Below are 23,672 nucleotides of genomic sequence, written 5' to 3'. Positions count from 1 at the left end.
GTGATCAAGGGTAAAAAACTTGTTTTGATATTCCTTACTTTAGGCATGTTAATCATGAATGTTTCTTTGGCCTGGGCCCAAGAACCGGCGGTCCAACCTAAACTGGGTTTAAAGATTGTTTCTCCTCAGCATGTCGAAGGATATGCAGGCAAAGAAGAAACAGTGCGTGTGCAAGTGACCAATACGACCGATCAATCCATAAAGGACATTCTCGTTTATATTACCATGGCGGATCTAAGCAAAAATTCAACGGTTAACCTGGAAGATTTTAATGCTGACAAACCGGTATTAATACAGAACTTAGGAGCCAAGAAAAGCAAAATTCTTGATTTGCCGGTGCGTTTCGTGTATACAAGTCAATACGATCTTTATGTGACAGCGGTTTCTAAGGAATACCGGGAAACCGTGTCCAGCGCTTCGATTCCAGTCCGGATCATAGGCAATACTCAGGTTGACAAAAACCAAGTGCTTATGCTTTCAGTATTTGAACCGCTCGCGGTTCTGTTGCTATTGGCCGGACTTCAGTTAAGAAAATTCTCACGCGCTCACTAGCCGGTGGGACAAAGTCCCCGGCTAGAGTTAGGAAACAGAGGAGGCCGCAAAGCTATGGCTAACCCGGGGTTGAAGATTCTACTTATTGAAGATGATGGAGCCATTGCTAAAGTGATCCAACTGGAGCTCGAACATCAAGGACATGAGATGGAAGTAGCTGCTGACGGACAGGAGGGTTTAAAGAAAGCGCTTGCAGGAGCATGGGATGTTATTCTGCTCGATGTCATGCTGCCTTATCTAAATGGCTATGAAGTATGTAAGCAAGTAAGGGGGCAAAAAGATACCCCTATTCTCTTGTTAACTGCAAAGGACGAGATTCAAGACAAGGTTTTCGGTCTTGATTTGGGTGCGGATGATTATCTAACCAAACCTTTTGCCATGGAAGAGCTGATGGCCCGAATGCGTGCGGTGCTGCGCCGGAGAAACGCGGCTCCGCAGCGCAAGGATGAACGCAGGCTGAAGTTTCACGAGCTGGAGCTTAATCAGGATACTTATCAAGTCTTTTTTTCGGGACAAGAAATTCATTTAACGAAAAAAGAATTTGAGCTGCTGGCGCTTTTTATGGAACATCCGAATCACGTGCTTACGCGGGAGCAGATCTTAGAAAACGTTTGGGGTTTTGACTATTACGGGGATACGAACGTCGTCGATGTTTATCTGCGCTTTTTGCGGATTAAAATCGAAGAGAAGTTTAAGGTGCATTATTTGCATACAGTGAGGGGTGTGGGTTATGCCCTTCGCGGCGAAGATTAAGACGGCATGGAAGAAGCAAATTGCTGCTAGGCGTCCGGGCCTAGCGGGTAAAATAACATTTTGGTATATGGTGCTTCTCTTACTAACCGTACTCATGCTTTCGGGCTTAACTTTCTGGGGCAACCGTCAGGCCTTGTACAAGGATAAGCGGCAAGTGTTGGAGAATGCGGTCACCCAAATTCTTTCAACTCTCAATGAAAGCGGCGAAGGTCAGGCGATGAGTATCACGGACCAGGACGTTCTGGCAGGGAATGTTCCCAAGGGAGTGTCTGTTCAGTTAAGCTCTCCTTCGGGCAAAATCCTGCAACACTCCGGTCAATATACATCCGAATTGCCGTTTGTACAGCAAAGTGGCCCGGTAATCCGGGTCTTTCGCGGAGAAGATTATTACTTTATGGCCAGACCCATACAATCCGGAGGGAGGATCATCGGGTATTTGCAGGCTGTAATTGACCTTGGAGAAATAGAATACGCACAGAAAGTCCTGCTGGAGCAAATGGCCTGGATTGGAGGGTCGGCTTTGCTCTTGGCTGCCGTAGGAGGGCTTTTTTTATCGCGCCAGGCGCTGGCGCCGCTGGAACATTTGAACCGGGAGATTTCCAATCTAACCGCGTATGACCTGAACCGGCGGATTTCCATCCGCGGAACCGAAGATGAACTGGACCGGTTGGCTCAAAGTTTTAACCAAATGCTTGGGCGTTTGGAAGTCTCGTTCCAAAAACAACAACAGTTTGTCGCCAATGCCTCGCATGAACTCAGAACTCCTTTGATGGTTATCGGAGGGCATGCGGATATTTTAAAACGGTGGGGCGCGGACAATCCGGCTTTGGTTCGCGATTCGGCGGCCTCGATCGGTGTGGAAACTGAGATGATGACAAAACTCGTAGAGAATTTATTGACGCTTGCCCGGGAAGAATTAAAGCTCAACTTAACTCAAGTCGTTCTGCAAGAACTGATTATTGAGTGTACCATAGGGCTGCCGTATCTGCAAAAGCTCCGGATAAAATATGACTTAGCAGCGGATGTAAGAATTGAAGGGGATGTCCTTTATCTCCGACAGCTGTTGCGGATTATCATGGAAAATGCTGGAAAATACGTGCCCGATGGCGGAGAAGTAAAGATTACCTTGCGCCACGCGGGGGAAAAAGTGCTCTTAACCATTGAAGATAATGGTCCGGGTATTCCGTCTGAAGCGGTGGAAGCGGTTTTTGACCGCTTCTACCGCGTGGATGAGGCGCGCTCCCGCAATGTTCCGGGGCATGGCTTGGGTCTCAGCATTGCCCGGCGAATCGTAGAAGCCCATGGCGGGAGAATTTGGGCTGAAAATGCTGAGCCTCATGGGGCGGTGTTTAATATTGAATTTTAATCATACTTTCAGGTATATGGGATAAGGTCCGACAATTTCAAAACTAGGCAAGCCATTGGCTACATCCACTTCCACCCTAATTAAATGGGCCTGCAGCCCGATAACCGACATCCCGAATATGATGCAAACATAACCAAGCACCCCCAAGGTTTGGAATTCGACCCAGGCCGTGGGGTTTCCTGCTTTTTTCCTTAATTGATTGCTAATATGTCCTGATAAATGGGATTTATACAATGCCAACTTACCGGAAAACTCACCGGAAACTCATTGACAGAAAAATTTACCTATGCTAAACTCGTGGTAACTAATTTGAAATTCATATAGTAACAAACGAGTACACATTTTGAGAATTGGAATGTGTTTAAAAGGGAAGTCAGTCTAATCTGACGCGGTCCCGCCACTGTGATAGGGAGCGGTCTTACAAAATGTCACTGGGAAACCGGGAAGACGTAAGGTCGTGATGAGCTTAAGCCAGGAGACCTGCTCGTTTGAGACTCACCGTTCGCACCCACGATGGATGGGAAGGTAAGAATATTCATGTTGTCAACATGTTTATAACCTCCTGCATCTAGGTGTAGGGGGTTAAATTATTTTCTTTCTTAAATGAGGATCAGGTGCTGTAATCCTGAGGGATTATGCAAAGTGATTATGATTGTGACGGAAAGAGAACTCAAATAAGGAATCAACTTGAGTTTTCCAAAACCTGAAACAATTTAACCGCCTGTCTGAATCACATCGCTTTAACAAGGAGGTGTATGATTTGGTCTGGCTTTTTTATTTGTTTTGAGAAAATCATTTTGCGGTATGACTCAAAAGCGGAGAGAAAAGGAGTTGTAAATTTCATGAACCGACGCAATGTTAAAAAGACAGGTTTGAAAATTAGTATATTGCTGGCTTATGTTCTTGGTGTATATATTGTGTTCCCGGATAGTGCTTATGCCATGCACATTATGGAGGGTTTCTTGCCTTTCAATTGGGCAGCATTTTGGATGGTTGCTATGGTTCCCTTCGTCATTCTTGGTGTGCGTTCCATTAAAAAAACGGTTACTCTCTACCCCAATCTAAAGATGCTCTTGGGTATGGCAGGAGCGTTTGCGTTTGTTCTGTCTGCTATGAAAATCCCATCCGTAACCGGAAGCTGTTCCCATCCCACCGGTGTGGGCCTTGGGGCTATCCTCTTCGGACCAACGGCCATGACGGTTTTAGGTATGATTGTTTTAATCTTTCAAGCACTGTTATTGGCCCATGGCGGATTAACAACCCTGGGGGCAAACACTTTTTCGATGGCTATTGTCGGTCCTTTGGTCTCATTCGGCATCTATAAAGGCTTAAACAAACTGGGAGCACCCCGATGGCTGTCAATTTTTCTGGCAGCTGCTTTGGGAGATTTAATGACCTATGTTACCACATCCATCCAGTTGGGCCTGGCTTTTCCCGCTGCTATAGGCGGAGTTATGGCTTCCGCCACTAAATTTATGAGTATTTTTGCCTTTACCCAGGTTCCCTTAGCCATCAGTGAAGGTATTCTTACCGTAATGGTGTTTAATGTGCTTAGTGTTTACAGTCAAAAAGAATTGCGCCTTTTATCCATCTTTAGCGGCAAAGAGCTGCCAAGCAGCAAACAGGGGGTGAAAGCATGAAACCGCTTGCCAAGAATGGAATATTACTGGTAATTGTATTAGCGCTGGCCTTTAGTCCGCTTTTTCTGGCACGCAATGCTGAGTTCGCAGGGGCGGATGATCAAGCAGAGAAGGCTATCAGCACGCTTAACGTCAACTATGAACCTTGGTTTAAACCATTGTGGGAGCCGCCCAGCGGCGAAGTTGAATCATTCTTGTTTGCCTTACAGGCGGCTCTCGGAAGCGGATTTGTCTTTTATTATCTGGGTTATGCCAAAGGGAAAAACAGCGTTAATAAGAAGGAACAGTCGTGATTAACCTCGATGCTTACGCTTATAGCAATGCACTAAAGATTGTTCACCCGGCCGAAAAGCTCAGTTTTGCCATGATCACCCTGGTCGTGTGTCTTGCATCTCCTACGGTAATCACGCCGCTCATCGTGTTAGCTCTAATGGCTGGGGGAATAATCATTAAAGCAGGCATCCCGGGAAGATTCTTTGTTAAGCTTATGCTTGTTCCCCTCACTTTTCTTCTCGTAAGTGTGTTAACCATTGCTTTTTCAATTTCGCCCAGCCCAGCCGGCTTTTGGCTTGCTCACAATGTTGGTGGATTAACCCTAGGCATACGCTTCCCTGATCTGATCACAGCGGTTCATATCTTTATAAAATCACTGGGGGCTGTTTCCTGCCTGTATTTTCTAGCACTGACCACTCCCATCACCGAAATTATTACAGTTCTCGGCAAGATGAGAGTGCCTGTAATTATTACTGAATTAATGGTGCTGATTTACCGTTTTATCTTTGTTTTTATGGAAATAGCCACCACCATTCGGAGAGCCCAGTCTTCCCGCCTGGGTTATATTTCCAAGAAAAGTTCTTTCCGTTCGCTGAGCTGGCTCTTTTCCGCTCTTTTTGGCAAAGTGTTTCTCAAATCCAACGAGCTATTTGATACCATGACGTCACGGTGTTACACAGGGGAGATTAAGGTGCTGGCCAAGAAATATCCTGTCAGTCTCAAAAACTATCTGGTTTTAACCATGCTGGAGATTCCGTTAGTCTTGTTAAATTTACTTGGGAGGTAAACAATTTGTCAGAGGTTATACTTGAAGCGGTTGATATTGAGTTTTCTTATCCTGATGGGACAAATGCTTTACGCAGAGTAAATTTACAGGTGAAAAAGGGAGAAAAACTGGCAATTTTAGGATCAAACGGAGCAGGCAAATCTACTCTATTTTTGCATTTCAACGGAATCTACCGTCCTAACTCAGGCAGCATAAAATACCGGGGCCAAGACGTGTCCTACGATAAAAAAGCTCTGATAGAATTACGCAAAAAAGTGGGGATTGTTTTTCAAGACCCGGATAGTCAGTTGTTTTCAGCCAGCGTATGGCAGGATATTTCGTTTGGTCCTTTAAACCTTGAACTGGCGGAAGAAGTAGTAATGGACAGAGTTCAACAGGCCATGCTGGATACGGAAACTACAGACCTCAAAGACAAGCCGACTCACTTGTTAAGTTACGGACAGAAAAAACGGGTTTCGATCGCGGGCGTCTTAGCAATGGAGCCTGAAGTCATAATATTTGACGAGCCAACCGCTTGGCTCGATCCCCGCCATGCCCGCGAATTTATGGAGCTTCTGGAAAAGTTGAGCCAGAAGGGCAAAACGATTATCATATCCACTCACGATGTTGATTTGGCCTATGTCTGGTCAGATCGGATAGCCGTCATGCACAGTGGGGAGATTATCGCCAACGGGGAGCCCGGCGAAGTATTTTTGCAGCCTGAACTGATTAAACGGGCTGATCTGGTGCTTCCCTGGCTGTTGGAAATGCATGGTGTATTAGTGCAAAAAGGATGGTTGTCTCCAGCGATCCCTTTGCCCAAGACAAGGGAAGATTTGTTTAGTAGTATTGCGGCCAGGAGCGAAAGGAAGTTGTCAGCACTTTAGTAATTCAAAGAGTGCCTGAAAACAAACCGGGAGGTTGTTGTCAAGCAGTGTTGCCAGGATTTCAGGGGAGACCTGTCAGCTCTGGAACGGGGATTTGAGCCCCCAAATTCAGGAGAAGTTGGAACAAGATTGGGGAAGAGCGCCGGGCCGGTTTAACTTCAGAAACCGATTATGCAGTCAATAACTATTACATGATACATTTCTCATGATTATCATTAAAAGCAATCATGCGAATAAGATTACACTTGATCAAGTAGCAGCTCACGTGCACCTCAGTCCTGCTTATTTAAGCCGTCTATTCAATAAGAAGACGGGCAGAGTATTTACGGAATATTTGACCCAAGTGCGGCTGGAAAAGGCGAAACAACGCTTGAGAATCCCACTTGAGACAATCGAGCAAATTGCGGCAGCAACCGGTTTTAGCTCCAGTAGTTACTTTTCGGCGGTATTTAAAAAGTATGAGGGTATTACTCCTTCCCAATATCGATCCAACCAAAAATAATAAAATTTTTTCCAAACTTCAATGAAGATACCCCTGCTCTTCCCGGTAGTGACGGTGCTCCACTTTATCTCCGGCATACGTTCCCTCACAAGTGTAGAGCGGGCGCGCTTTATGGCCTGTGTGCAACAGGCTGTGGGCTTTCTCACTGTTGGGTTCTCCCAGGAAATCTTCGTAGAGTTTAAGCACATAAGGGTTTTCATGAGACTTCCTGTACTTTTTCTCAGAATCAGACTTAAATAACCCCTTGGCCCGGGACTTGCGGAAGTCCATCTGCAGACTCCATTTATCCAGATTGGAATAAATCGGCTGGCCACCACCCCCGACACAGGCTCCGGGACAAGCCATTATTTCAATAAAGTCATACCGGTGTTCTTTATCATTCTTGACACGTTCACATAACTTGCGGCCCTCCCCGATGTTTCTGGCCACCGCCACCCGAATCGTGCGGTCGCCGAGTTTAAACTCCGCTTCCCGCACTTCATTGAAGGAGCGGATTTTTTCCAGATCTTCTTCCGGGATCTCAGTTCCGTTGATTTTTTCATAAACCGTGCGCAAAGCGGCTTCCATCACGCCGCCGGATGCTCCGAAAATCACCCCCGCTCCGCTGGCCTCTCCCATCGGACTGTCAAATTCCTCGTCGGGCAAGTCGGCAAAATTGATTCCGCTCATCCGGATCATCCGTGCCAGCTCCCGGGTTGTTAAAACCGCGTCAACGTCCCGGTAGCCGCTATCCCGGTGCTCCGGTCTCCCCGCCTCAAATTTCTTGGCCACGCAAGGCATGATCGAAACACTAAAGATTTTTTCCGGTGGAATGCCGGCCAACTGAGCATAGTAAGTCTTGGTTAAAGCCCCGAAGATCTGCTGGGGGCTTTTGGTCGAAGACAAATGCGGGATGAGCTCCGGGTAAAAATTCTCGCAGAATTTCACCCAGCCCGGGCAACACGAAGTAAACTGCGGTAAAGGGCCGCCGTTGCCTTCTAAGCGGGATAACAGTTCCTGGCCTTCTTCCATGATGCAGACATCCGCCCCGAAACAGTCGTCAAAAACCTTGTTAAATCCCAAACGGCGCAAGGCTGCGACCATCTTCCCGACCACCAGCTCACCTTGAGGCAAGCCGAATTCTTCTCCCAGGCTCACGCGGATGGAGGGCGCGGTTTGGACCACGACATGGAGATCCGGGTTTTCGAGCGCCCGCCATACCTTGTCCGTGTCATCCTTCTCGTGCAAGGCAGCGGTCGGACAGACCAAAATGCACTGACCGCAGGTAATGCAGGGGGTATCCAGGAGGCTGTCATTAAAAGCAGGACCTGCAACCGAATCAAAACCACGGTGCAGCATGTCATAAATGCTGACAGTCAGGACATCCCGGCAGACGGTGACGCAGCGCCGGCAGCGAATACATTTGCTCGGTTCCCGGACCAGGGAAGGGGACAAATCATCAACGGCAAAAACTCCTCTTTCTCCTTCCCATTGCAGGCCATGGACGTTCATTTCCCGGGCCAGCGTCTGCAGTTCACAGTTTCCGTTGCGGAAGCAGGTCAGGCAATCAAAGGGATGGTCGGAAAGGAGCAGTTCCAGCACTTTCTTGCGGGCATGGAGCACATGGGGAGTACGGGTACGTATGGCCATCCCTTCCGCAACAGGCAGGGCACAGGAAGCCACAAGGTTTTTATGCCCCTCAACCTCAACCAGACAAATCCGGCAGGAGGCAATAACATTGACTTCTTTTAAATAACAGAGAGTCGGGATATCAATTCCTAAAGCCTGAGCCGCTTCCAAGGCTGTCGTGCCCTCTTCCACCTCGAGCGGCTGATTGTCGATGGTTAAAGAAACCATGGTCTTTCCCCCTTCTCAGTGGACGATGGACTGGTTGCTGTCCGGATGGATTCTTTCTGGAGAGCCACCCGCTCTGCCGGCAATGAGCGCATCCGGCGCGGCAGGAGCCGTTGGACGTGTACGCGGGCCGCGCTTAATGGCCTTAAACGGGCATTTGGACAGGCAGAGGCCGCATTGGGAGCACTTCTCCGTTTCTATGACATGGGGTTCCTTAGGCGCCCCTTTGATGGCCTGGGAGGGGCATTCCCGCCGGCAAATCCCGCAGGCCTTGCACATTTCGGGATCGATGGCATAGGCCTGCAGTTCCTTGCATACTCCTGCCGGGCAGTGCTTGGCAAAGATGTGAGCCTCATATTCATGGCGGAAGTACCTCAGAGTGGATAATACCGGATTCGGTGCGGATACCCCAAGACCGCAGAGGGAATCTTCTTTAACCACTTGGGCCAGTTCTTCCAGATCAGTCAGGTCTTTGTCCGTGCCTTTGCCTTCCGTTATCCGGGTGAGGATTTCCAGCATGCGCTTGGTGCCGATCCGGCAAGGCGTGCACTTGCCGCAGGATTCGTCGCGTGTGAATTCCAGGTAAAAGCGGGCCACATCGACCATGCAGCTGTCTTCGTCCATCACAATCAAGCCGCCTGAACCCATCATTGAACCAACTTCCAAGAGCGTATCATACTCCAAGGAAATATCCAGATGTTCCTCGGTCAGGCAGCCTCCGGAAGGGCCGCCGGTTTGGGCGGCCTTAAATTTTTTGCCTTCCGGAATCCCTCCGCCTAAGTTAAAAATAACTTCTCTCAAAGTTGTCCCCATTGGGACTTCAATCAGTCCGGTATTATGTATCTTGCCCGCCAGCGCAAATACTTTGGTTCCCTTGCTGCGCTCGGTCCCTATCGCCGCAAAGGCTTTGCTGCCGTTGCGGATAATGTGGGGAATATTGGCCAAAGTCTCAACGTTGTTAATGAGGGTAGGTTTTCCCCAAAGACCTTCTGCTGCCGGAAAAGGCGGACGTGGACGGGGTTCCCCGCGCAGGCCCTGAATCGAACGGATAAGAGAGGTTTCCTCTCCGCAGACAAAAGCGCCCGCCCCTAAACGAATCTCGATGTTAAAATAAAAATCTGTCCCAAAAAGTTTCTTCCCCAGCAGGCCTTTCGTGCGTGCTTGTTCGATGGCAATTTCCAGGCGTTTCACCGCCACCGGGTACTCTGCCCTGACATAGACATAACCTTGCTTGGCCCCAACGGCATAACCGGCAATGCACATCGCTTCAAGCACAGCGTGAGGATCCCCCTCCAGGATGCTTCTGTCCATAAAGGCCCCCGGATCACCCTCATCGGCATTGCAGATCACATACTTGGGCTCGCCTAATGCTTTTCGGGCAAACTCCCATTTGCGCCCGGTGGGGAACCCACCCCCTCCCCGGCCCCGCAACCCGGATTTTTTCACTTCATCGATCACCTGTTCCGGAGTCATGTGAGTCAAGACTTTGGCTAAGGCGAAATAACCGTCCTTGGCAATGTATTCTTCAATGTTTTCCGGATTAATGGAGCCGCAATTTTGTAAGACGAGACGCTTTTGTCCTTTAAAGAACTGAATGTCACCAAATTCCTCTACCGGCTGCTTGGTCACCGGATCGCGGAAAAGCAACCGTTCTACGGTTTGACCGCCTTTTAAATGCTTCCCGACGATTTCCGGCACATCGGCGGGGTGAACTTTGGTGTAGAAAACCCCTTCCGGATAGACAATCATCACGGGACCTTGCATGCAAAAGCCAAAACAGCCGGATTTAACAACCCTGACCTGATCATTTAAACCTTGGGCCTTAATCTCCGCTTCTAAACTTTTTAAGACTCCCGTACTTCCGGAAGATAAACAACCCGTACCCTGGCAGACCAGAACATGATGACGGTAATGGGGCAAACTCTCTCACCTCTGCGGTTTTAGGATAATTGATTTGAAAAAGAAGAGGAGTCTTCCGGCAGAACCCAGTCCCCGACAATATAATTGTTCACGATATGATTAGCCACAATCTGCCTGGCTCTCTCCCCATCAACTCCATGGTAAACAACTCTCGGCTCATCCGGCTTCTCGACGATCAATATCGGTTCCCGGTCACATAAGCCCAGACAGCCTGTTTGTTGAATCTCCCAACCATCAAGGTGCCGGTTGGCAAGTTCCTCCTGGCTGGCCCGCAACGTACTCCTGGCTCCGGCTGCGACCCCGCAAGTCCCCATGCTGATCAGAATCCGGCCCTGTTTTGCTGCTAAAACCCGCTCACGAATCTCATACAATTCATTGATCGAATCCATAGGCTGTGCCTCCCTGACTTCCCGTGCAAAATTCAACACTCGTACAGGATTTCTAGTTGTACTGCTTGAGAATGTCCGCCACCATTTCCGGTTTGAGCCTTCCGTGAATATCTTCCCCGATCACCATCACGGGAGCCAGACCACACGCGCCAATACAGCGCGAGACCTGTAAGCCGAACTTTTGATCCTTGGTCATCTGCCCTACTTTTATGCCCAGTTCTTTTTCCACTTCCGCAATGATGTTTGCCGCTCCTTTGACATAACACGCGGTTCCCATACAGACTTCCACCGTATATTTGGCTTTGGGTTCAGTTGTAAAATAATGATAAAAGCTGACAACACCGTATACCTCAGCCAGAGAGAGGCTGAGCCGCCGGGCGATATGAATCTGGACTTCCCGCGCCAAGTGGCCGAACAGGTTTTGAGCGTGATGAAGCACCCGAATCAGCACTCCTTCTTGGCCTGCCAGGCTGTCGATATATTCATCGAGCCGGCGGTAGAGCTGATCCTGTTCTTGGGGAGAAGGACAACAGCAATTGCCGTGCGGGCGTTCCTGAATCTCCGGCTCAAAACCTCTATGGGTTTCCGGCTCATGTCGAATTTCAATCGTACGCTCTTGTTCCACCTTGACCTCCGCCGTTACAGTAGTTCACTTTTAAGGTTGACCAAATTCGCCTTAATTATCCGGATTGCAGATGAATACTACCGGCCCAAGACCTGAGTCTATGATCATTCTCCGTAACATATTCAGAAGGGCTAGGAACTCGGGGCTTATCCCTGACACGGCAAGAATTAAGGCCCTGCCAAAACTGAAGAAAAAAACATAGAAAATTTTTATTGTGTTAGCAGGAAAACGGAATCGAATGAAGAATTAAAAATTAAGTAAGAAAGAAATAAATGATGAAAAAAAAGGCCATGGAGGTCTTGACCGGGTACGGCAGCTCCATGGCCTTTTTTCTGTGGAGCGGGGCTTGCGGTGAGCCACAATATTCTTTGGTTAAAGAAGATGCCAATGACGGCCGGTTCGACGATTGAGAGGACCGGAGCCATCTGATCAGTCATCTTCTGGGCATCGCTCATGAGCATGAAGGATAACGTTCCCGACTGAATAGCATTGTGGCAAATAAAGCCAATAGATTAACAAGTAAATGCAAATAGTTGGATGGGACCATGGAGGTCTTTCAGCGGCAGCACGATGGCGCTGGATGATGCCATGGTTTTTTTATATGGATTGTCTTTTCTTATGTTTATTAGATTCGGCAGACCGAGGCTGGATGCGGCAGGCGGCGATTTTTTGAAAGGTTTAAAAAATAATTTAACGGGGTGAATGATGATGGAGAAAGACATACTGATTAAGGATGATTGGCAGCGCTGTGTGGAGTTTCATGGGCATATCTGTCCCGGTTTGGCAATCGGTTACAAAGCTGTACAGATCGGGATGGGGGAATTGAGAGAGTGGTGTACGCAACAAGGGGTGGACCTAGGCGAGATTGTGGCGATCGTTCAGAATGATGCTTGCGGGGTGGATGCGGTGCAGGTGCTGACCGGCTGTACATTTGGCAAAGGGAACCTGCTGTTTCGCGATCACGGCAAGCAAGTGTTTACCTTTGTGCGCCGCGCTGACGGACAAGGTGTCAGAGTAGCTCTGAAATTTGGAGTATTGGAAAACAAATCCCATCAGGAATTGCGGGCAAAGGTCATGGCGGGGATTGGTTCTGACGAGGAGGTTGCAGCTTTCCAAGCCGGACAGCGGGAACTGGCCCGGCGTATTGTCGAGGGGGAAGCCGCAGAATTCTTCGTCTGGCGCAGAGTCCAGATCGCGTTGCCCGGGGGACCGAAGCTGAATCCGACCGTGCCGTGTGCGTTCTGTGGTGAGGGCGTGATGGAGCAGAGGGCACACGTGCGCGAGGGCAAGATCGCCTGTCCGGAGTGCGCGGAAAAATATGAGTCCAGGGTTTTGGTGCTTAATAAGTAGGAAGCCGGGCATCTTGAAAAAAAGATACATTATGAGAGAGGAAGGGTGATAAAGAAAATGTACAGAAAGCTCATGAAGGGGAGTGCTTGGCTTCTCAGCCTGCTGCTCATAGGCTTGGCATTGGCCGGTTGTGGCACGGCTCCAAGTGGCAAAGAAGGCGGTGCAGGAAATTCCGCAAATCCCGCAATGAAGGCGGTAACGGATTTGGCCGGACGCGAGGTGCAAGTAAAAACTCCGGCTCAACGGATTGTTGCCATCGGACCGGGAACATTAAGGCTGGTGGCTTACGCCAAAGGGACAGACCGGGTGGTGGGCATTGAGGAGATGGAGAAGCAAGCATCAACAGGAAAGCCTTACATGCTGGCCCATCCGGAACTGAAGACCCTGCCGACGATTGGGCAGGGCGGACCGGATTCCGTGCCGGATGAAGAAAAGCTGCTGAGTGTGAAACCGGATGTTATTTTTGTAACCTATTTGGCAGATAAGGCCAAGGCGGATAAACTGCAGGCCAAGACTGGGATTCCGGTCGTGGTCTTGAGTTACGGGCAATTGGCAACATTCGATGAAAATGTCTATCGTTCTCTGGAACTGATCGGTAAAGTGATCGGGGTAGAACAGCGGTCCGAAGAAGTCGTAGCTTACCTGAAAAAAATACAGAATGATTTGGCAACACGTACACAAGGAATTCCGGATGCCACCAAGCCGAAAGTTTATGTAGGAGCCTTGGGCATGAAAGGAACCCACGGGATTGAAAGCACTCAGGCCAAGTACCCGCCGTTTCTGGCCATCGGGGCTCGGAATGTCGTGGATGAGACCGGAAAAAGCGGCAGCTTGATGATCGAACGCGAGAAGCTCTTGAGCTGGGATCCGGACATCCTCTTTATTGATGAAGGAGGGTACAGTTTGGTGCTGACCGATGTGCAGAAGAACCCGGCCTTTTACCAGTCTCTGCGTGCGGTCAAAAATGGGCAGGTATATGGTCAGATTCCCTATAATTTTTATACCACCAACATCGATACGGCTTTGGCGGATGCTTATTATGCCGGGAAAGTGATGTTCCCGGAGCAATTTCAGGATATTGATCCGATCCAAAAGAGTGATGAAATCTACACTTTTCTCCTGGGAAAACCCCTCTATGAACAAATGGTTAAGGATTATCCCGGATTCAAGAAACTTGATTTGATTCATCCGTAAGCTTTGCCAGCGGAGGCAGCGGGGTTTTTGAGGCTGGAGCCCAACTGGGACTAACTGAGTAATGATTAGCAGAATCATGATTGGACGCGGGGGGATAGGTATGGCGGCAACGAAAGTGCTCCTGTCAAAGGGGTATTTTTCCTATACCCGGAGGAAGCTCCGGATTATCGCTGGGTTAATTGCTCTGACAGTGATCGTCGGACTGTATGCGGTGAGTGCCGGATCAGCAGAGCTGTCCCTCGCCCAGGTGCTTGCCGCTTTATTAGGGCGGGTGGAAGGAAATGCGGGAATCATTGTTTGGCAGATTCGCCTGCCACGGGTGCTGGCTGCAATGGTGGCCGGGGTGGGTTTGGCCGTGGCGGGGACGGTGATGCAGAATATCCTGAGGAATCCGCTGGCTTCCCCCTCAACCTTGGGGATCGCCCAAGGAGCAGCGTTTGGGGCCGCTGTCGCGATCGTTGCTTTGGGTGCCGGGAGCATACAGAGTACGAGTGCGGACGCCGTTCTGATCAACAATCCGTACCTGGTCACCTTATCGGCTTTTGTTGCCTCCATGCTGACAACCATGGTCATCCTTTTGCTGGCCAAGTATAAAGGGGTTTCCCCGGAGGCAATCGTCTTAGCGGGGGTCGCGCTAAGCTCACTTTTTGGCGCAGCCACCATGATCCTGCAGTATTTTGCCAGCGATGTGCAGGTTGCTTCTGTGGTGTTCTGGACGTTTGGGGATTTAGGCCGGGCTTCCTGGACGGAATTGGGGATCATGGCGGGCGTCGTGCTCTTAACACTCAGTTATTTTCTATTTAACCGCTGGAACTATAATGCTCTGGATAGCGGGGAAGAGACAGCCAAAGGCTTGGGGGTAGAGGTGGAGAAAACCCGTTTTTTAGGCATGCTCTTTTCCTCTTTAATTACGGCCACCACCGTCTCTTTTCTTGGGGTGATTGGATTTATCGGCTTGGTAGCACCGCATATGATGCGCCGCGTCCTCGGTGGGGATCACCGCTTTCTCATCCCGGCATCGAGCGTGATGGGTGCGCTTTTGCTTCTGGCCGCTGATACCCTGGCGCGGCGGATCATCGCTCCGGTCGTGCTGCCGGTCGGGGCCGTGACTTCCTTTTTAGGGGCACCCCTTTTTCTCTATCTGTTGGCAAGGGGGAACAAACGGGGATGATACTATCCGTCAAGCAATTGGGGTTTCGTTATGGCATCAGCAAAGTTCTGGAGGATGTGAGTTTTGCGGTAGCCAGAGGGGAATTCCTGGCCGTGTTGGGGAATAACGGGGCCGGTAAGTCAACCTTGCTCAAGAGTTTAAACCGGATTATACGGCCTGAGAAAGGGAAAATTCTACTCGAAACAGCTGATCTTTTTAAGCTCAGCCGCACGGAGATCGCCCGCCATTTAGCGTACGTTTCCCAACGTTATGAAAGCAGCCGTTTAACCGTGTTTGATGCGGTGCTCCTGGGACGCAAGCCGTACATTCAATGGGAAGCCTCGGCCCATGATCTGAGCCTGGTGCAGGAAGTGTTGGAAAGGCTGGGACTTGAACCTTTTGCCTTGCGTTATCTGGATGAAATGAGTGGCGGGGAACTGCAGAAAGTGATTATTGCCCGCGCTTTGGCGCAGGAACCGGATGTTCTCCTCTTGGACGAGCCAACCAGCAATCTGGATTTGAAAAACCAAATCGAAGTATTGCGGGCGGTAAAGGAAACGGCCCAGGAGCGGGATCTGGCAGTGATTGCAGTCATGCATGATCTGAATCTGGCGCTGCGCTTTGCCAACCGTTTTCTCCTGCTCAAAGACAAAAAGGTCTTGGCCGTGGGCGGAATGGAGGTGATGACCGAGGAGAATATCGCCAAGGTGTATGGAGTGAAGGTCAGGCTTGGGCAGATAGAGAACCGGCCTGTGGTTATGCCTTTATAAAGGCAACAAAACGGAGCATTCACCTTGACAGGCTAGTTCTTATCTGCTAGCCTATTCTTGGAAAACTTCATATGCGAGAGCGAGTATACTTTTCTTTTAGGAAAGTATTGAAAAGGGAAGTCAGCCAATCTGACGCGGTCCCGCCACTGTGATAGTGAGCGGCCTTACAGGATGTCACTGGGCAACCGGGAAGACGTAAGGCGGCGATGAACTTAAGCCAGGAGACCTGCTCGCTTCGAAGCCACACAGGAACCTACGGAGGATAGGGGGAATGTAGCGATGCCTGGTAACTGGAAGATATTATCTGGCTAGCCGGAACAAGCTAAAACCCTTTACAGGATTTCTGTGAAGGGTTTTTGTTATGGGCTATCAGTATGGATCGTTGATCGGTATGGTCGTTGGAGTTAGAAGAAAGGATGAAGAAAAATGGTGGCATACGTCAAATCGTTGCGCCGGGCGCGGGAAGAAGTTTTAGGGCAACTTGCGACCGATCGGGAGCATCGTGTCAAGTGGTTGGTACAGCTTATGGATATCGATGATGAGCTTGAAGAGCTTGAGGGGCACGACAAGATAAGAATCATAGAAAAAGTTAAAGGTAGTGCAAGAATTGAATAAATTCAAAAGCCTCAAAAGCCTAAACAGCGGGGAAGGATGAAGTCGGGGCGTACGCGGGGCGTTGTTTTTATCCTGTCGCCTGGGGAAAAACGGGCTTAGTTCAGGATTATCACGGTCTGGCAACCGATGCAGGAAAAAGAGTCAGGCATGCCAAACGTAGTCATCGATGGCGAACAAAGTATCATGTCATTTTTAACTTGAACGTTCCCACTCGAGTGGGATTCCAAACCCCCTTTACCAATATTACGCTGGATGTCGTGGCTGACGCATCGCCCATTGCCGAAGAATACGTTCTTGTGGCCGGGGAGTACGGAGAAGAGCAGTATAAGGATTATCAGAAAGAGATGGACATGATCAACCTCGCTTTTTGCGAGGTCATGATGGAAGGGGATGCAGCGGGCCGATCCTTTTCTTTTCCCATTCCGACGTACAACATTACCCAGAATTTTGCTTGGGACAACCCGGTGGTGGAACTTATTGCAGAAAGTCTTTGCCCGTTATCGTGTTCCTTATTTTACGGTGACCCCGACTTTTTCCGTTTGTGAGGTTCACGGATATATTAGCGGGGAGCATTATCATTGTCCTATCTGCGGTGGGATGACAGAGGTGTGGAGCCGGATCGTGGGGTATTTCCGGCCGGTTCAGAACTGGAACAAGGGTAAGTGCGCAGAATTCCAGGAGAGGCAGGAATTTGTCTATGCTGCCCGTTGAATCTGAAGACACCTTAGCGGGAGTGCAGTTGACCTCGGCGGTGGATTACCCTGGTAAGCTATGCAGCACGCTTTTTCTCGGTGGATGTAATTTTCGCTGCCCCTTTTGCCATAATGGTTCCCTGGTGCTGGATCCTCGAGGAGCAGCGATCTCCTTTAAAGAGGTTCTGACTGCGTTGCATCGGCGCAGGGGTCTGGTGGATGTCGTCACCATCACAGGTGGCGAGCCGACCCTTAATCCTTCCCGGCTCGGTCGGTTGATCCGTGAGATCAAGGCTATGGGGTATCGAGTGAAATTGGATACCAACGGTTCCCATCCGGAAGTTCTGGCGGATTGCCTGGGGGAGCTGGATTATGTCGCTCTGGACATTAAGAACGCTCCCACCGTTTATGCCAAGACGGCTGGAATCTGGGCGGATGTGGAAAAGATTGCTCACAGCGTGGCACTGCTCGCAGGTCGGCCCCATGAGTTGCGGACTACGGTAGTGCCCGGTCTGCACGGGCCAAAGGAGATTGCGGCTATCGGTCGCTGGATCCGGGCTATCGATAACGGCATCTTGTCAGAAGCGGTCCAGGAACGGCTTATTCACCATCCGGAGCCGGTCGAACGAACCTATGTCCTGCAGCCTTTTCGTTCCGGGTCGGGTAATTTGGATCCGGTTTATCGAACGATGCCGGCTTTCGATGAAGTTGCCCTGCAGGCCTTGCGCGAGGCGGCAGAACCCTTTTTTCAGCGGGTGATCCTGCGGGGAATGGCCAGGGATTGACAATTTTGGCAACGACGTCGGGATTCTGCCGGTACCCTATATGAATGAAGAGATTAAGGCGAGGGAATCCAGGTCAAGCGGCGTTCTTACGGCGTGCTCCTAGATCACTTGATCCCGTCTCTAACCCGCAGCTGGGTTTACGAGGAACTGGCGGTACTTGATGAACTGATCCAGAACTACGAACAGGCCGAGCAGCAAGATCCAGCCAAGCTTCCCTATCTGGAAGAGCGTTTGTGGGAGTTGGTGCAGAGCCAGCATTTAGATGAGGATCTTCAGGGAGCGGAAAGGGATTTTCCGGCCTTTGTCAAACGCTTGCATGTCTGGCTGGAGGAGATCAAGAGTTCCCTGATCAAGGATGGTTTGCACGTGTTTGGCCAGGTTTCGGAGGGGGAGCGCTTTATTCATCTGATGCAAGCTCTCTGGATGCGTGTTTTCGGCTGTCCGCCGGGAACGTATGGCGGCGGTGTGGATGTGCTGATCAACAGCCGCAATTGGCAGAGTCAGGAGGATTTGGGGAATGTCTATACGCGGTGGAGCGGATATGCTTATGGACGGAAGCTGCACGGACGTCAGGTGACGGAAGTCTTTGCCCGCAGGCTGGCTGAGGCGGAAGCGACGATCAAGAACGAGTCCTCTCAGGAAATTGATATGTTGGAGGACGATTGCTATTATATTTACCATGGCGGCTTGATTGCCGGCATTACGACGCATTCCGGGAAGGCTCCCCGCTCGTATTCGGGGGATGCAAGAGATCCGGAGCGCCCTAAAGTGAGGGATATCCGGGAAGAGACGGCCCGGATTATGCGGGCGCGGATTTTTAATCCCAAGTGGTTTGCCGGGCTGCAGCAGCATGGGTATAAAGGGGCGCAGGAGATCGCAGCCATGGTCGATATCGCCTTTGGCTGGGATGCCACAGCCCAGGTGCTCCAAAACTGGATGTATGATCAGATGGCCGCTTTTTACTTATTCAATGAGGAGCGGAGAGAGTGGATCCGGGAGGTCAATCCCTGGGCTCTGCACCAGATCAGCGAACGTTTGTTGGAGGCCGCCCAGCGGGGGATGTGGGAGGCCGAGCCGGAGGCGCTCCAGGCACTCCGAAGCATCTACCTGGAGAGCGAAGGAGACATGGAAGGGGCTTAAGCATTGATGTTGATTATTGAGGATCTGGAAAAAACCTATGGTAAAGTGAGAGCCGTGAAGGGTCTCAACTTGGCGATCGCTCAAGGAGAGTTCTTTGGGTTGTTGGGACCGAACGGGGCGGGTAAATCGACGACCGTGCGCATGCTGAGCACTCTGACTCCTCCAACCTCTGGCTCGGTTAGCATTGCCGGGAAGCGGATGGACCGCAATTTGACGGAAATAAAACGCACCATTGGAGTTGTTCCCCAGCATAACAACCTGGACGGAGAGATGTCGGCCTGGGAGAACCTGGAACTGCATGGGCGTCTTTTTGGGCTGGGCAAAGAGGAGCGGCGGGGAAGGATTCAGGAATTGCTCATTTTTACGGAACTGGAGGAGCGGGCCCATGATCTGGTCAGAACCTTCTCCGGCGGCATGAAGCGCAAACTCATGATTGCCCGCGCGCTCATGCACCGGCCTGCGGTGCTCCTGTTGGACGAACCGACGGTGGGGCTGGATCCCGCTGTGCGCCGCAAGATGTGGGATCTTCTGAAAACCTTGAAAGCCGAAGGGCTGACCGTTCTGTTGACGACTCACTATATCGAAGAGGCCGAAATCCTCTGTGACCGGGTGGGACTGATGCACGAAGGCCGCCTGATTGAGTTGGACACGCCGCGAAACCTGATCGCCAAAAGCGGCACGATCGTGCTGGAGCATTTCACCCAAGGGGTTACGACGAGCGAGTTTTTTGCCACGCGGGAGGAGGCCTTAAGTCGGGCAGCCTCTCTGGAGGGGAGTGTCAACATCCGTCCGGCCAATCTGGAGGATGTCTTTATCCAGCTCACGAACAGGAGGGTGTCTGAATGAGGAGTTATCTGGCGATTCTCTGGCAGGAATTTGTCTTATTCAAGCGGAAGTTTCGCAGCATTACGTTAGGGGCGATGATTTCTCCGGTTCTCTACTTGATTGCCTTTGGCTGGGGTCTGGGGGGAGGAATGACGGTCGGCGGGCATAACTATCTGCAGTTTGTCATTCCCGGGATCGTAGCCCTGACGACCATGATGGTTAGCTTCAGTACGGTCGGCAATGCCGTCAACCTTTCCCGCATTTATGATAAGACCTTTGAGGAGTTTATGGTGGCTCCAGTCAAGATGACGGTGTATGCGGCCGGCAAGATCAGTGCCGGTGCCCTGCGGGGGCTCTATTCCGGGGTGCTCATCTTGCTGATCGCCCTTTTCTTTCCGACTGGGCTGAAACTCAATGCCTTGTTTTTCTTGATCCTGATCCTCAACTGCCTGGTGTTTGCAGCCTTGGGTTTTACGGCCGGGGTGTTGATCGATTCCCATGCCGACATGGCCAAATTCACTAACTTTGTGATTACACCGATGGCTTTTTTATGTGGTACGTTTTTCCCCCTGGAAAAAATGCCCTGGCTGATCAAAGCCTTCATTGGGCTCCTGCCGTTGACGCATACCAGCCAAGGTTTGCGCAACAGCGGAGGGCATCTGGGGATGCTGGGGCTGAACGTGGTGGTCTTGGCGCTTTATTTTGTGGTTCTGTTTGTGGTCGGTGTCAGAACGTGTACCAAGGCGGAGGCCATCGGGTGAAATAAGAACCAAGGGAGGATGAACCATTGAACAATATGGAAACGGAAGGGAGAGCTTATCCCTTTACCGCGCTGGTCGGCCAAGAGGGAATGAAGCAGGCACTCATTCTTAATGGGATCAATCCGGCTCTGGGCGGGGTTTTGATCCGGGGAGAAAAGGGCACGGCTAAGTCGACGGCGGTGCGGGCCTTGGCCGATCTACTACCAACAAGAAATCAGGTTAAGGGGTGTCTTTATGCCTGCGATCCCACGGATACGGCGCATCTTTGTACAGCCTGCCGGGAAAGGCTGGCTGCGGGAGAGACTTTAGTCACAGAGTCAGGGAAGATGCGGGTGGTCGAGCTGCCCGTAAGCGCCGCCGAAGACCGGGTGGTCGGAACTTTGGATATCGAACAGGCGCTGAAAACAGGGACAAAAAAGTTTGAAGCGGGGATTTTGGCGCAGGCCAATCGCAATATTCTGTACGTGGATGAAGTCAACCTGCTGGAGGATCATTTGGTCGATCTGCTGTTGGATGCGGCCGCTATGGGGGTCAATACGGTGGAGCGGGAAGGCGTTTCTTTCAGCCATCCGGCCCGGTTCGTGCTCGTGGGGACGATGAATCCGGAGGAAGGGGATCTGCGGCCCCAGCTTTTGGATCGATTTGGCCTCGTGGTCGATGTGGTCGGAGAACGGGATCCGGCTCTGCGGATGGAAGTGGTGCGCAGACGCTTGGAGTTTGAACAGGATCCGGAAGCTTTTCAAGCGCGTTACGCTCCGGAGCAGGAAAAGTTGAGACGTAGGATTCGGGCAGCCCAAGAATTTCTGCCTTATGTCCGCTGGGATGAGCAGATTTTGGAGCTTGTGGCCCGTCTGGCGATTCATTTGGAGGTGGATGGACACCGGGCTGACCTGAGCTTGGTCAAGACGGCGGTGACTTTGGCGGCTTATGAGGGAAGGGCGAGTGTGACTGTGCAGGATGTTTTGACCGCGGCGAAGCTGGCCCTGCCCCACCGCATGCGCCGCAGACCGTTCGAAGAGGGAGTGTTGGAATGGGCGGAAGTAGAGATGTTTGTGCACCAGTTTACCGCCGCGGCCAAGGAGGCAGCACCTTAGCGGTTCGATGGGAGTGGAGAGACGGATCAAGGTCGTGAAAGGAGCGATTTTTTCCTTATTGGAGGATGCGTACCAGAAAAGGGATAAGGTTGCCGTGATCGCTTTTCGCGGGAATTCAGCCGAAATCGTCCTTGGCATCACCCGCAGTGTGGAACGGGCGCGCAAGAAGCTGCAAGTGCTGCCCACCGGTGGCAAAACGCCCTTGGCGCACGGACTTGCCCTGGGCTATGAGTTCTTGCAGGCGGCCAGGGCCCAGGATGCGGATCTGGCTCCTCTGCTCGTGCTCGTTTCCGACGGTCGGGCGAATGTGTCCCTGCACGGAACCGACCCGGCAGAGGAAGCCTTAGCCATCGCTGAGCGCATCGGCCTGGCGGGGATTCCGGCCTGGGTGATCGACAGCGAGCAGGGCTTTATCCGGCTGGGACTGCCGGTGGAACTGGCTAAGGCCCTCGGTGGAAGATATAGCAGATTGGATGAACTGGGTAGCCGAGAAATTGCGGCAGCGGTAAGACAATAATAGGCCCGATGATGTCTTTAAGTTCTCTCACAATGCCCTGAACAGCGGGGAAGAAACGGCCAAGGGTTTGGGGGTTGAATGAATACCTCAAGCTGATGCAGCAACAAGCTCTCCACGCCTTCCCATCGTAATCGTCCTTACCTAAGTGTATCTATTTTATCGATGGAAATCAATCTTCGATAACGATAAAATGTATTTCCACTAAATTCTGACTGTTGCTATAATGTCTTAGTGTGGGAGCCAAATCTGGCTTTGACTGATTAACCAATTGGCCTTCTTTGATGATCCGGTACGGTTTGCTCAGCAGGTCAATCTTCTTTGTGATGAACTGGAAGAAAGAGTGGCCCGCAAGGAAGGGGTAGTTCCGGCGGATGCTCCCCGTATTTTAATTACAGGAACCCCGCAGCCTATTCCATACTGGAAGATTCACGCCCTGATCGAACAAGCGGGCGGAGTTGTGGTTGGCGAAGAAACTTGTATTGGAGAACGGTATTATAAGGATAAGACTGAACCCGCTGAAGAAGCAGGGGAAATGTTAAAGAATATCGCCAAGCGGCCCCTTAACGTAAACTGTGCCTGCTTTACGCCAAATAGCGGTCGGATTGAGGATATCATTTCCATGGTTGATAATCTAAAAGCCGATGGAGTGATCGATTTCACTCTCCAATTCTGCCAGCCGTATGGGGCGGAGAGTTATACAGTGGCAAAAGAACTGGATAAACGAAATATTCCGCACCTTAAACTGGAAAGCGACTTTTCCGAAGAAGACCAGGGGCAACTGAAGACCCGGATTGATGCCTTTTTGGAGATGCTGAAATGAAAGTGGCCGGTTTAGACCTGGGATCGGTGAACACAAAACTGGTTATTCTGGAAAATGACCAGCCAATCTTCAAAAAAACAATGCTGATTTTTTCAGGGGGAGGAGCCTACTACCAACCCCTCGTTCACCTTTTGGAAAAACAATTGTCAGCTCAAGTAGTGGTGCCGCCCGAACCGGAGTTGACAGCAGCTTTAGGTGCAGCACTAACCGCTAAAATGGACTGAAGGGGTGTAGAAAAATTGAGTTTTAAAGAAACACTTGGCATGATGAAAGACTTTTTTGGATCGTATATAACCCTTGTTCCGCGAGTTCAGATTCACTGATTTTATTTTAAGGCATGGTAATCTCTTACAGCAGCTACTGGATGCTGCCAGCGGATTTTAGGTAAATGGATGGATCAAAGCCTGCCCACCGTACCATGTCTAAAGCTTGGCGATTGATGTTACTTGGAAA

At 50.7% G+C, this 23,672-nt stretch carries 30 protein-coding genes and 2 riboswitches; of the genes, 25 read left to right on the top strand and 5 right to left on the bottom strand.

All coding sequences use genetic code 11. The features are described 5' to 3' along the window. From J0X21_RS10815 to J0X21_RS10805, 3 genes are read left to right on the top strand one after another with little or no spacing between them, the layout of a single operon-like run. Nucleotides 1-552 carry a hypothetical protein gene (locus tag J0X21_RS10815; RefSeq protein ID WP_206812218.1) on the top strand — a complete coding sequence of 184 codons (552 nt, stop codon included), beginning with the start codon at nucleotides 1-3 and terminating at the stop codon, nucleotides 550-552. Between the two features lie 54 nt (nucleotides 553-606). Next, entirely contained in the window at nucleotides 607-1,305 is a 699-nt protein-coding gene (locus J0X21_RS10810; protein WP_206812217.1) for a response regulator transcription factor, read from the top strand. After that, a complete protein-coding gene (locus J0X21_RS10805) occupies nucleotides 1,283-2,671 on the top strand; it encodes a HAMP domain-containing sensor histidine kinase (protein WP_206812216.1) in 1,389 nt (462 codons plus the stop codon). Before J0X21_RS10810 ends, J0X21_RS10805 begins: the two co-directional genes overlap by 23 nt. Here the strand turns inward: J0X21_RS10805 and J0X21_RS10800 are convergent, their stop codons facing one another. Beyond that, the gene (locus J0X21_RS10800; RefSeq protein WP_206812268.1) at nucleotides 2,672-2,911 is read right to left on the bottom strand and encodes a hypothetical protein; all 240 of its coding nucleotides are present in this window, start codon (nucleotides 2,909-2,911) and stop codon (nucleotides 2,672-2,674) included. A gap of 75 nt (nucleotides 2,912-2,986) precedes the next feature. After that, nucleotides 2,987-3,173: riboswitch (cobalamin riboswitch) on the top strand. A 340-nt stretch (nucleotides 3,174-3,513) separates the two neighbouring features. On the opposite strand from J0X21_RS10800, the gene J0X21_RS10795 reads away from it, so the two are divergent. The 5 genes from J0X21_RS10795 to J0X21_RS10775 all read left to right on the top strand — a co-directional run bounded on the left by J0X21_RS10795 (nucleotide 3,514) and on the right by J0X21_RS10775 (nucleotide 6,739). Further along, the gene (locus J0X21_RS10795; RefSeq protein ID WP_206812215.1) at nucleotides 3,514-4,311 is read left to right on the top strand and encodes an energy-coupling factor ABC transporter permease; all 798 of its coding nucleotides are present in this window, start codon (nucleotides 3,514-3,516) and stop codon (nucleotides 4,309-4,311) included. Beyond that, the gene (locus J0X21_RS10790; protein ID WP_206812214.1) at nucleotides 4,308-4,604 is read left to right on the top strand and encodes an energy-coupling factor ABC transporter substrate-binding protein; all 297 of its coding nucleotides are present in this window, start codon (nucleotides 4,308-4,310) and stop codon (nucleotides 4,602-4,604) included. Before J0X21_RS10795 ends, J0X21_RS10790 begins: the two co-directional genes overlap by 4 nt. Next, a complete protein-coding gene (cbiQ, locus tag J0X21_RS10785; RefSeq protein WP_206812213.1) occupies nucleotides 4,601-5,371 on the top strand; it encodes a cobalt ECF transporter T component CbiQ in 771 nt (256 codons plus the stop codon). The genes J0X21_RS10790 and cbiQ overlap by 4 nt, the downstream gene beginning before the upstream one ends. Nucleotides 5,372-5,376: 5 nt before the next feature. Next, the gene (locus tag J0X21_RS10780; RefSeq protein ID WP_206812212.1) at nucleotides 5,377-6,237 is read left to right on the top strand and encodes an energy-coupling factor ABC transporter ATP-binding protein; all 861 of its coding nucleotides are present in this window, start codon (nucleotides 5,377-5,379) and stop codon (nucleotides 6,235-6,237) included. A gap of 205 nt (nucleotides 6,238-6,442) precedes the next feature. Then, the gene (locus J0X21_RS10775) at nucleotides 6,443-6,739 is read left to right on the top strand and encodes a helix-turn-helix transcriptional regulator (RefSeq protein WP_206812211.1); all 297 of its coding nucleotides are present in this window, start codon (nucleotides 6,443-6,445) and stop codon (nucleotides 6,737-6,739) included. A gap of 18 nt (nucleotides 6,740-6,757) precedes the next feature. Here the strand turns inward: J0X21_RS10775 and J0X21_RS10770 are convergent, their stop codons facing one another. From J0X21_RS10770 to J0X21_RS10755, 4 genes are read right to left on the bottom strand one after another with little or no spacing between them, the layout of a single operon-like run. Next, complete coding sequence (locus tag J0X21_RS10770) at nucleotides 6,758-8,575, bottom strand: NADH-dependent [FeFe] hydrogenase, group A6 (RefSeq protein ID WP_206812210.1); 1,818 nt, start codon at nucleotides 8,573-8,575, stop codon at nucleotides 6,758-6,760. A 15-nt stretch (nucleotides 8,576-8,590) separates the two neighbouring features. Next, nucleotides 8,591-10,492, bottom strand: coding sequence for an NADH-quinone oxidoreductase subunit NuoF (locus tag J0X21_RS10765; protein ID WP_206812209.1), 1,902 nt, complete (start codon nucleotides 10,490-10,492; stop codon nucleotides 8,591-8,593). Nucleotides 10,493-10,512: 20 nt separating this feature from the next. Beyond that, complete coding sequence (locus tag J0X21_RS10760) at nucleotides 10,513-10,881, bottom strand: (2Fe-2S) ferredoxin domain-containing protein (RefSeq protein WP_206812208.1); 369 nt, start codon at nucleotides 10,879-10,881, stop codon at nucleotides 10,513-10,515. Between the two features lie 52 nt (nucleotides 10,882-10,933). Continuing rightward, nucleotides 10,934-11,359 (bottom strand): NADH-quinone oxidoreductase subunit NuoE family protein, encoded by a 426-nt coding sequence (locus J0X21_RS10755; RefSeq protein WP_407947647.1) that lies wholly within the window; start codon nucleotides 11,357-11,359, stop codon nucleotides 10,934-10,936. A gap of 419 nt (nucleotides 11,360-11,778) precedes the next feature. Between J0X21_RS10755 and J0X21_RS10750 the strand changes: the two genes are divergently transcribed. The 17 genes from J0X21_RS10750 (at nucleotide 11,779) to J0X21_RS10675 (ending at nucleotide 23,443) form a co-directional block, all read left to right on the top strand. Continuing rightward, entirely contained in the window at nucleotides 11,779-11,916 is a 138-nt protein-coding gene (locus J0X21_RS10750) for a hypothetical protein (RefSeq protein ID WP_206812207.1), read from the top strand. Between the two features lie 160 nt (nucleotides 11,917-12,076). Next, nucleotides 12,077-12,208: a hypothetical protein gene (locus J0X21_RS15930; RefSeq protein ID WP_268939387.1), complete on the top strand. Its 132-nt coding sequence runs from the start codon at nucleotides 12,077-12,079 to the stop codon at nucleotides 12,206-12,208. A 6-nt stretch (nucleotides 12,209-12,214) separates the two neighbouring features. Next, a complete protein-coding gene (locus J0X21_RS10745; RefSeq protein WP_206812206.1) occupies nucleotides 12,215-12,856 on the top strand; it encodes an FmdE family protein in 642 nt (213 codons plus the stop codon). A 57-nt stretch (nucleotides 12,857-12,913) separates the two neighbouring features. Continuing rightward, on the top strand, nucleotides 12,914-14,050 hold the full coding sequence (locus tag J0X21_RS10740; protein ID WP_206812205.1) for an iron ABC transporter substrate-binding protein: 1,137 nt from the start codon (nucleotides 12,914-12,916) through the stop codon (nucleotides 14,048-14,050). 100 nt (nucleotides 14,051-14,150) lie between these two features. Next, nucleotides 14,151-15,221, top strand: coding sequence for a FecCD family ABC transporter permease (locus J0X21_RS10735; protein ID WP_206812204.1), 1,071 nt, complete (start codon nucleotides 14,151-14,153; stop codon nucleotides 15,219-15,221). Further along, nucleotides 15,218-15,970 (top strand): ABC transporter ATP-binding protein, encoded by a 753-nt coding sequence (locus tag J0X21_RS10730; protein WP_206812203.1) that lies wholly within the window; start codon nucleotides 15,218-15,220, stop codon nucleotides 15,968-15,970. The genes J0X21_RS10735 and J0X21_RS10730 overlap by 4 nt, the downstream gene beginning before the upstream one ends. A 64-nt stretch (nucleotides 15,971-16,034) precedes the next feature. After that, a riboswitch (cobalamin riboswitch) is annotated at nucleotides 16,035-16,218 on the top strand. A gap of 178 nt (nucleotides 16,219-16,396) precedes the next feature. Next, nucleotides 16,397-16,585, top strand: coding sequence for a hypothetical protein (locus tag J0X21_RS10725; protein ID WP_206812202.1), 189 nt, complete (start codon nucleotides 16,397-16,399; stop codon nucleotides 16,583-16,585). A gap of 215 nt (nucleotides 16,586-16,800) precedes the next feature. Beyond that, a complete protein-coding gene (gene nrdD / locus J0X21_RS10720) occupies nucleotides 16,801-17,130 on the top strand; it encodes an anaerobic ribonucleoside-triphosphate reductase (RefSeq protein ID WP_328812741.1) in 330 nt (109 codons plus the stop codon). Next, nucleotides 17,105-17,296: an anaerobic ribonucleoside-triphosphate reductase gene (gene nrdD / locus J0X21_RS16195; RefSeq protein WP_407947646.1), complete on the top strand. Its 192-nt coding sequence runs from the start codon at nucleotides 17,105-17,107 to the stop codon at nucleotides 17,294-17,296. The genes nrdD (J0X21_RS10720) and nrdD (J0X21_RS16195) overlap by 26 nt, the downstream gene beginning before the upstream one ends. Further along, entirely contained in the window at nucleotides 17,283-18,062 is a 780-nt protein-coding gene (locus J0X21_RS10710; protein WP_236006215.1) for an anaerobic ribonucleoside-triphosphate reductase activating protein, read from the top strand. Before nrdD (J0X21_RS16195) ends, J0X21_RS10710 begins: the two co-directional genes overlap by 14 nt. A 66-nt stretch (nucleotides 18,063-18,128) precedes the next feature. Continuing rightward, nucleotides 18,129-19,202: a cobaltochelatase subunit CobN gene (locus J0X21_RS10705; RefSeq protein WP_328812768.1), complete on the top strand. Its 1,074-nt coding sequence runs from the start codon at nucleotides 18,129-18,131 to the stop codon at nucleotides 19,200-19,202. Nucleotides 19,203-19,208: 6 nt separating this feature from the next. Then, entirely contained in the window at nucleotides 19,209-20,048 is an 840-nt protein-coding gene (locus J0X21_RS10700) for an ABC transporter ATP-binding protein (RefSeq protein ID WP_206812198.1), read from the top strand. Further along, nucleotides 20,045-20,788: an ABC transporter permease gene (locus tag J0X21_RS10695; protein WP_206812197.1), complete on the top strand. Its 744-nt coding sequence runs from the start codon at nucleotides 20,045-20,047 to the stop codon at nucleotides 20,786-20,788. Before J0X21_RS10700 ends, J0X21_RS10695 begins: the two co-directional genes overlap by 4 nt. Before the next feature lie 35 nt (nucleotides 20,789-20,823). After that, entirely contained in the window at nucleotides 20,824-21,882 is a 1,059-nt protein-coding gene (locus tag J0X21_RS10690; RefSeq protein ID WP_206812261.1) for an ATP-binding protein, read from the top strand. Nucleotides 21,883-21,895: 13 nt separating this feature from the next. Beyond that, a complete protein-coding gene (locus tag J0X21_RS10685) occupies nucleotides 21,896-22,399 on the top strand; it encodes a vWA domain-containing protein (RefSeq protein WP_206812196.1) in 504 nt (167 codons plus the stop codon). A 268-nt stretch (nucleotides 22,400-22,667) separates the two neighbouring features. After that, the gene (locus J0X21_RS10680; protein ID WP_236006210.1) at nucleotides 22,668-23,219 is read left to right on the top strand and encodes a 2-hydroxyacyl-CoA dehydratase family protein; all 552 of its coding nucleotides are present in this window, start codon (nucleotides 22,668-22,670) and stop codon (nucleotides 23,217-23,219) included. Further along, on the top strand, nucleotides 23,216-23,443 hold the full coding sequence (locus J0X21_RS10675) for a hypothetical protein (protein ID WP_206812195.1): 228 nt from the start codon (nucleotides 23,216-23,218) through the stop codon (nucleotides 23,441-23,443). Before J0X21_RS10680 ends, J0X21_RS10675 begins: the two co-directional genes overlap by 4 nt. Nucleotides 23,444-23,672: the final 229 nt, after the last annotated feature.

It is taken from the genome of Paradesulfitobacterium ferrireducens (genome assembly GCF_017310645.1).
GTDB lineage: Bacteria > Bacillota > Desulfitobacteriia > Desulfitobacteriales > Desulfitobacteriaceae > Paradesulfitobacterium > Paradesulfitobacterium ferrireducens.
The sequence above is the reverse complement of the archived record's forward strand: the minus strand, read 5'-3'. Positions and strand labels throughout refer to the sequence as shown.

Bases quoted from the DNA above. Each gene is read 5' to 3' on its own strand.
- J0X21_RS10810 (WP_206812217.1), top strand. From the start codon at position 607: ATGGCTAACCCGGGGTTGAAGATTCTACTTATTGAAGATGATGGAGCC.
- J0X21_RS10805 (WP_206812216.1), top strand. From the start codon at position 1,283: ATGCCCTTCGCGGCGAAGATTAAGACGGCATGGAAGAAGCAAATTGCT.
- J0X21_RS10795 (WP_206812215.1), top strand. From the start codon at position 3,514: ATGAACCGACGCAATGTTAAAAAGACAGGTTTGAAAATTAGTATATTG.
- J0X21_RS10790 (WP_206812214.1), top strand. From the start codon at position 4,308: ATGAAACCGCTTGCCAAGAATGGAATATTACTGGTAATTGTATTAGCG.
- J0X21_RS10775 (WP_206812211.1), top strand. From the start codon at position 6,443: ATGATTATCATTAAAAGCAATCATGCGAATAAGATTACACTTGATCAA.
- J0X21_RS10770 (WP_206812210.1), bottom strand. From the start codon at position 8,575: ATGGTTTCTTTAACCATCGACAATCAGCCGCTCGAGGTGGAAGAGGGC.
- J0X21_RS10760 (WP_206812208.1), bottom strand. From the start codon at position 10,881: ATGGATTCGATCAATGAATTGTATGAGATTCGTGAGCGGGTTTTAGCA.
- J0X21_RS10750 (WP_206812207.1), top strand. From the start codon at position 11,779: ATGATGAAAAAAAAGGCCATGGAGGTCTTGACCGGGTACGGCAGCTCC.
- J0X21_RS15930 (WP_268939387.1), top strand. From the start codon at position 12,077: ATGGCGCTGGATGATGCCATGGTTTTTTTATATGGATTGTCTTTTCTT.
- J0X21_RS10745 (WP_206812206.1), top strand. From the start codon at position 12,215: ATGGAGAAAGACATACTGATTAAGGATGATTGGCAGCGCTGTGTGGAG.
- J0X21_RS10740 (WP_206812205.1), top strand. From the start codon at position 12,914: ATGTACAGAAAGCTCATGAAGGGGAGTGCTTGGCTTCTCAGCCTGCTG.
- J0X21_RS10735 (WP_206812204.1), top strand. From the start codon at position 14,151: ATGGCGGCAACGAAAGTGCTCCTGTCAAAGGGGTATTTTTCCTATACC.
- J0X21_RS10730 (WP_206812203.1), top strand. From the start codon at position 15,218: ATGATACTATCCGTCAAGCAATTGGGGTTTCGTTATGGCATCAGCAAA.
- J0X21_RS10725 (WP_206812202.1), top strand. From the start codon at position 16,397: ATGGTGGCATACGTCAAATCGTTGCGCCGGGCGCGGGAAGAAGTTTTA.
- J0X21_RS10710 (WP_236006215.1), top strand. From the start codon at position 17,283: ATGCTGCCCGTTGAATCTGAAGACACCTTAGCGGGAGTGCAGTTGACC.
- J0X21_RS10700 (WP_206812198.1), top strand. From the start codon at position 19,209: ATGTTGATTATTGAGGATCTGGAAAAAACCTATGGTAAAGTGAGAGCC.
- J0X21_RS10695 (WP_206812197.1), top strand. From the start codon at position 20,045: ATGAGGAGTTATCTGGCGATTCTCTGGCAGGAATTTGTCTTATTCAAG.
- J0X21_RS10690 (WP_206812261.1), top strand. From the start codon at position 20,824: ATGGAAACGGAAGGGAGAGCTTATCCCTTTACCGCGCTGGTCGGCCAA.
- J0X21_RS10675 (WP_206812195.1), top strand. From the start codon at position 23,216: ATGAAAGTGGCCGGTTTAGACCTGGGATCGGTGAACACAAAACTGGTT.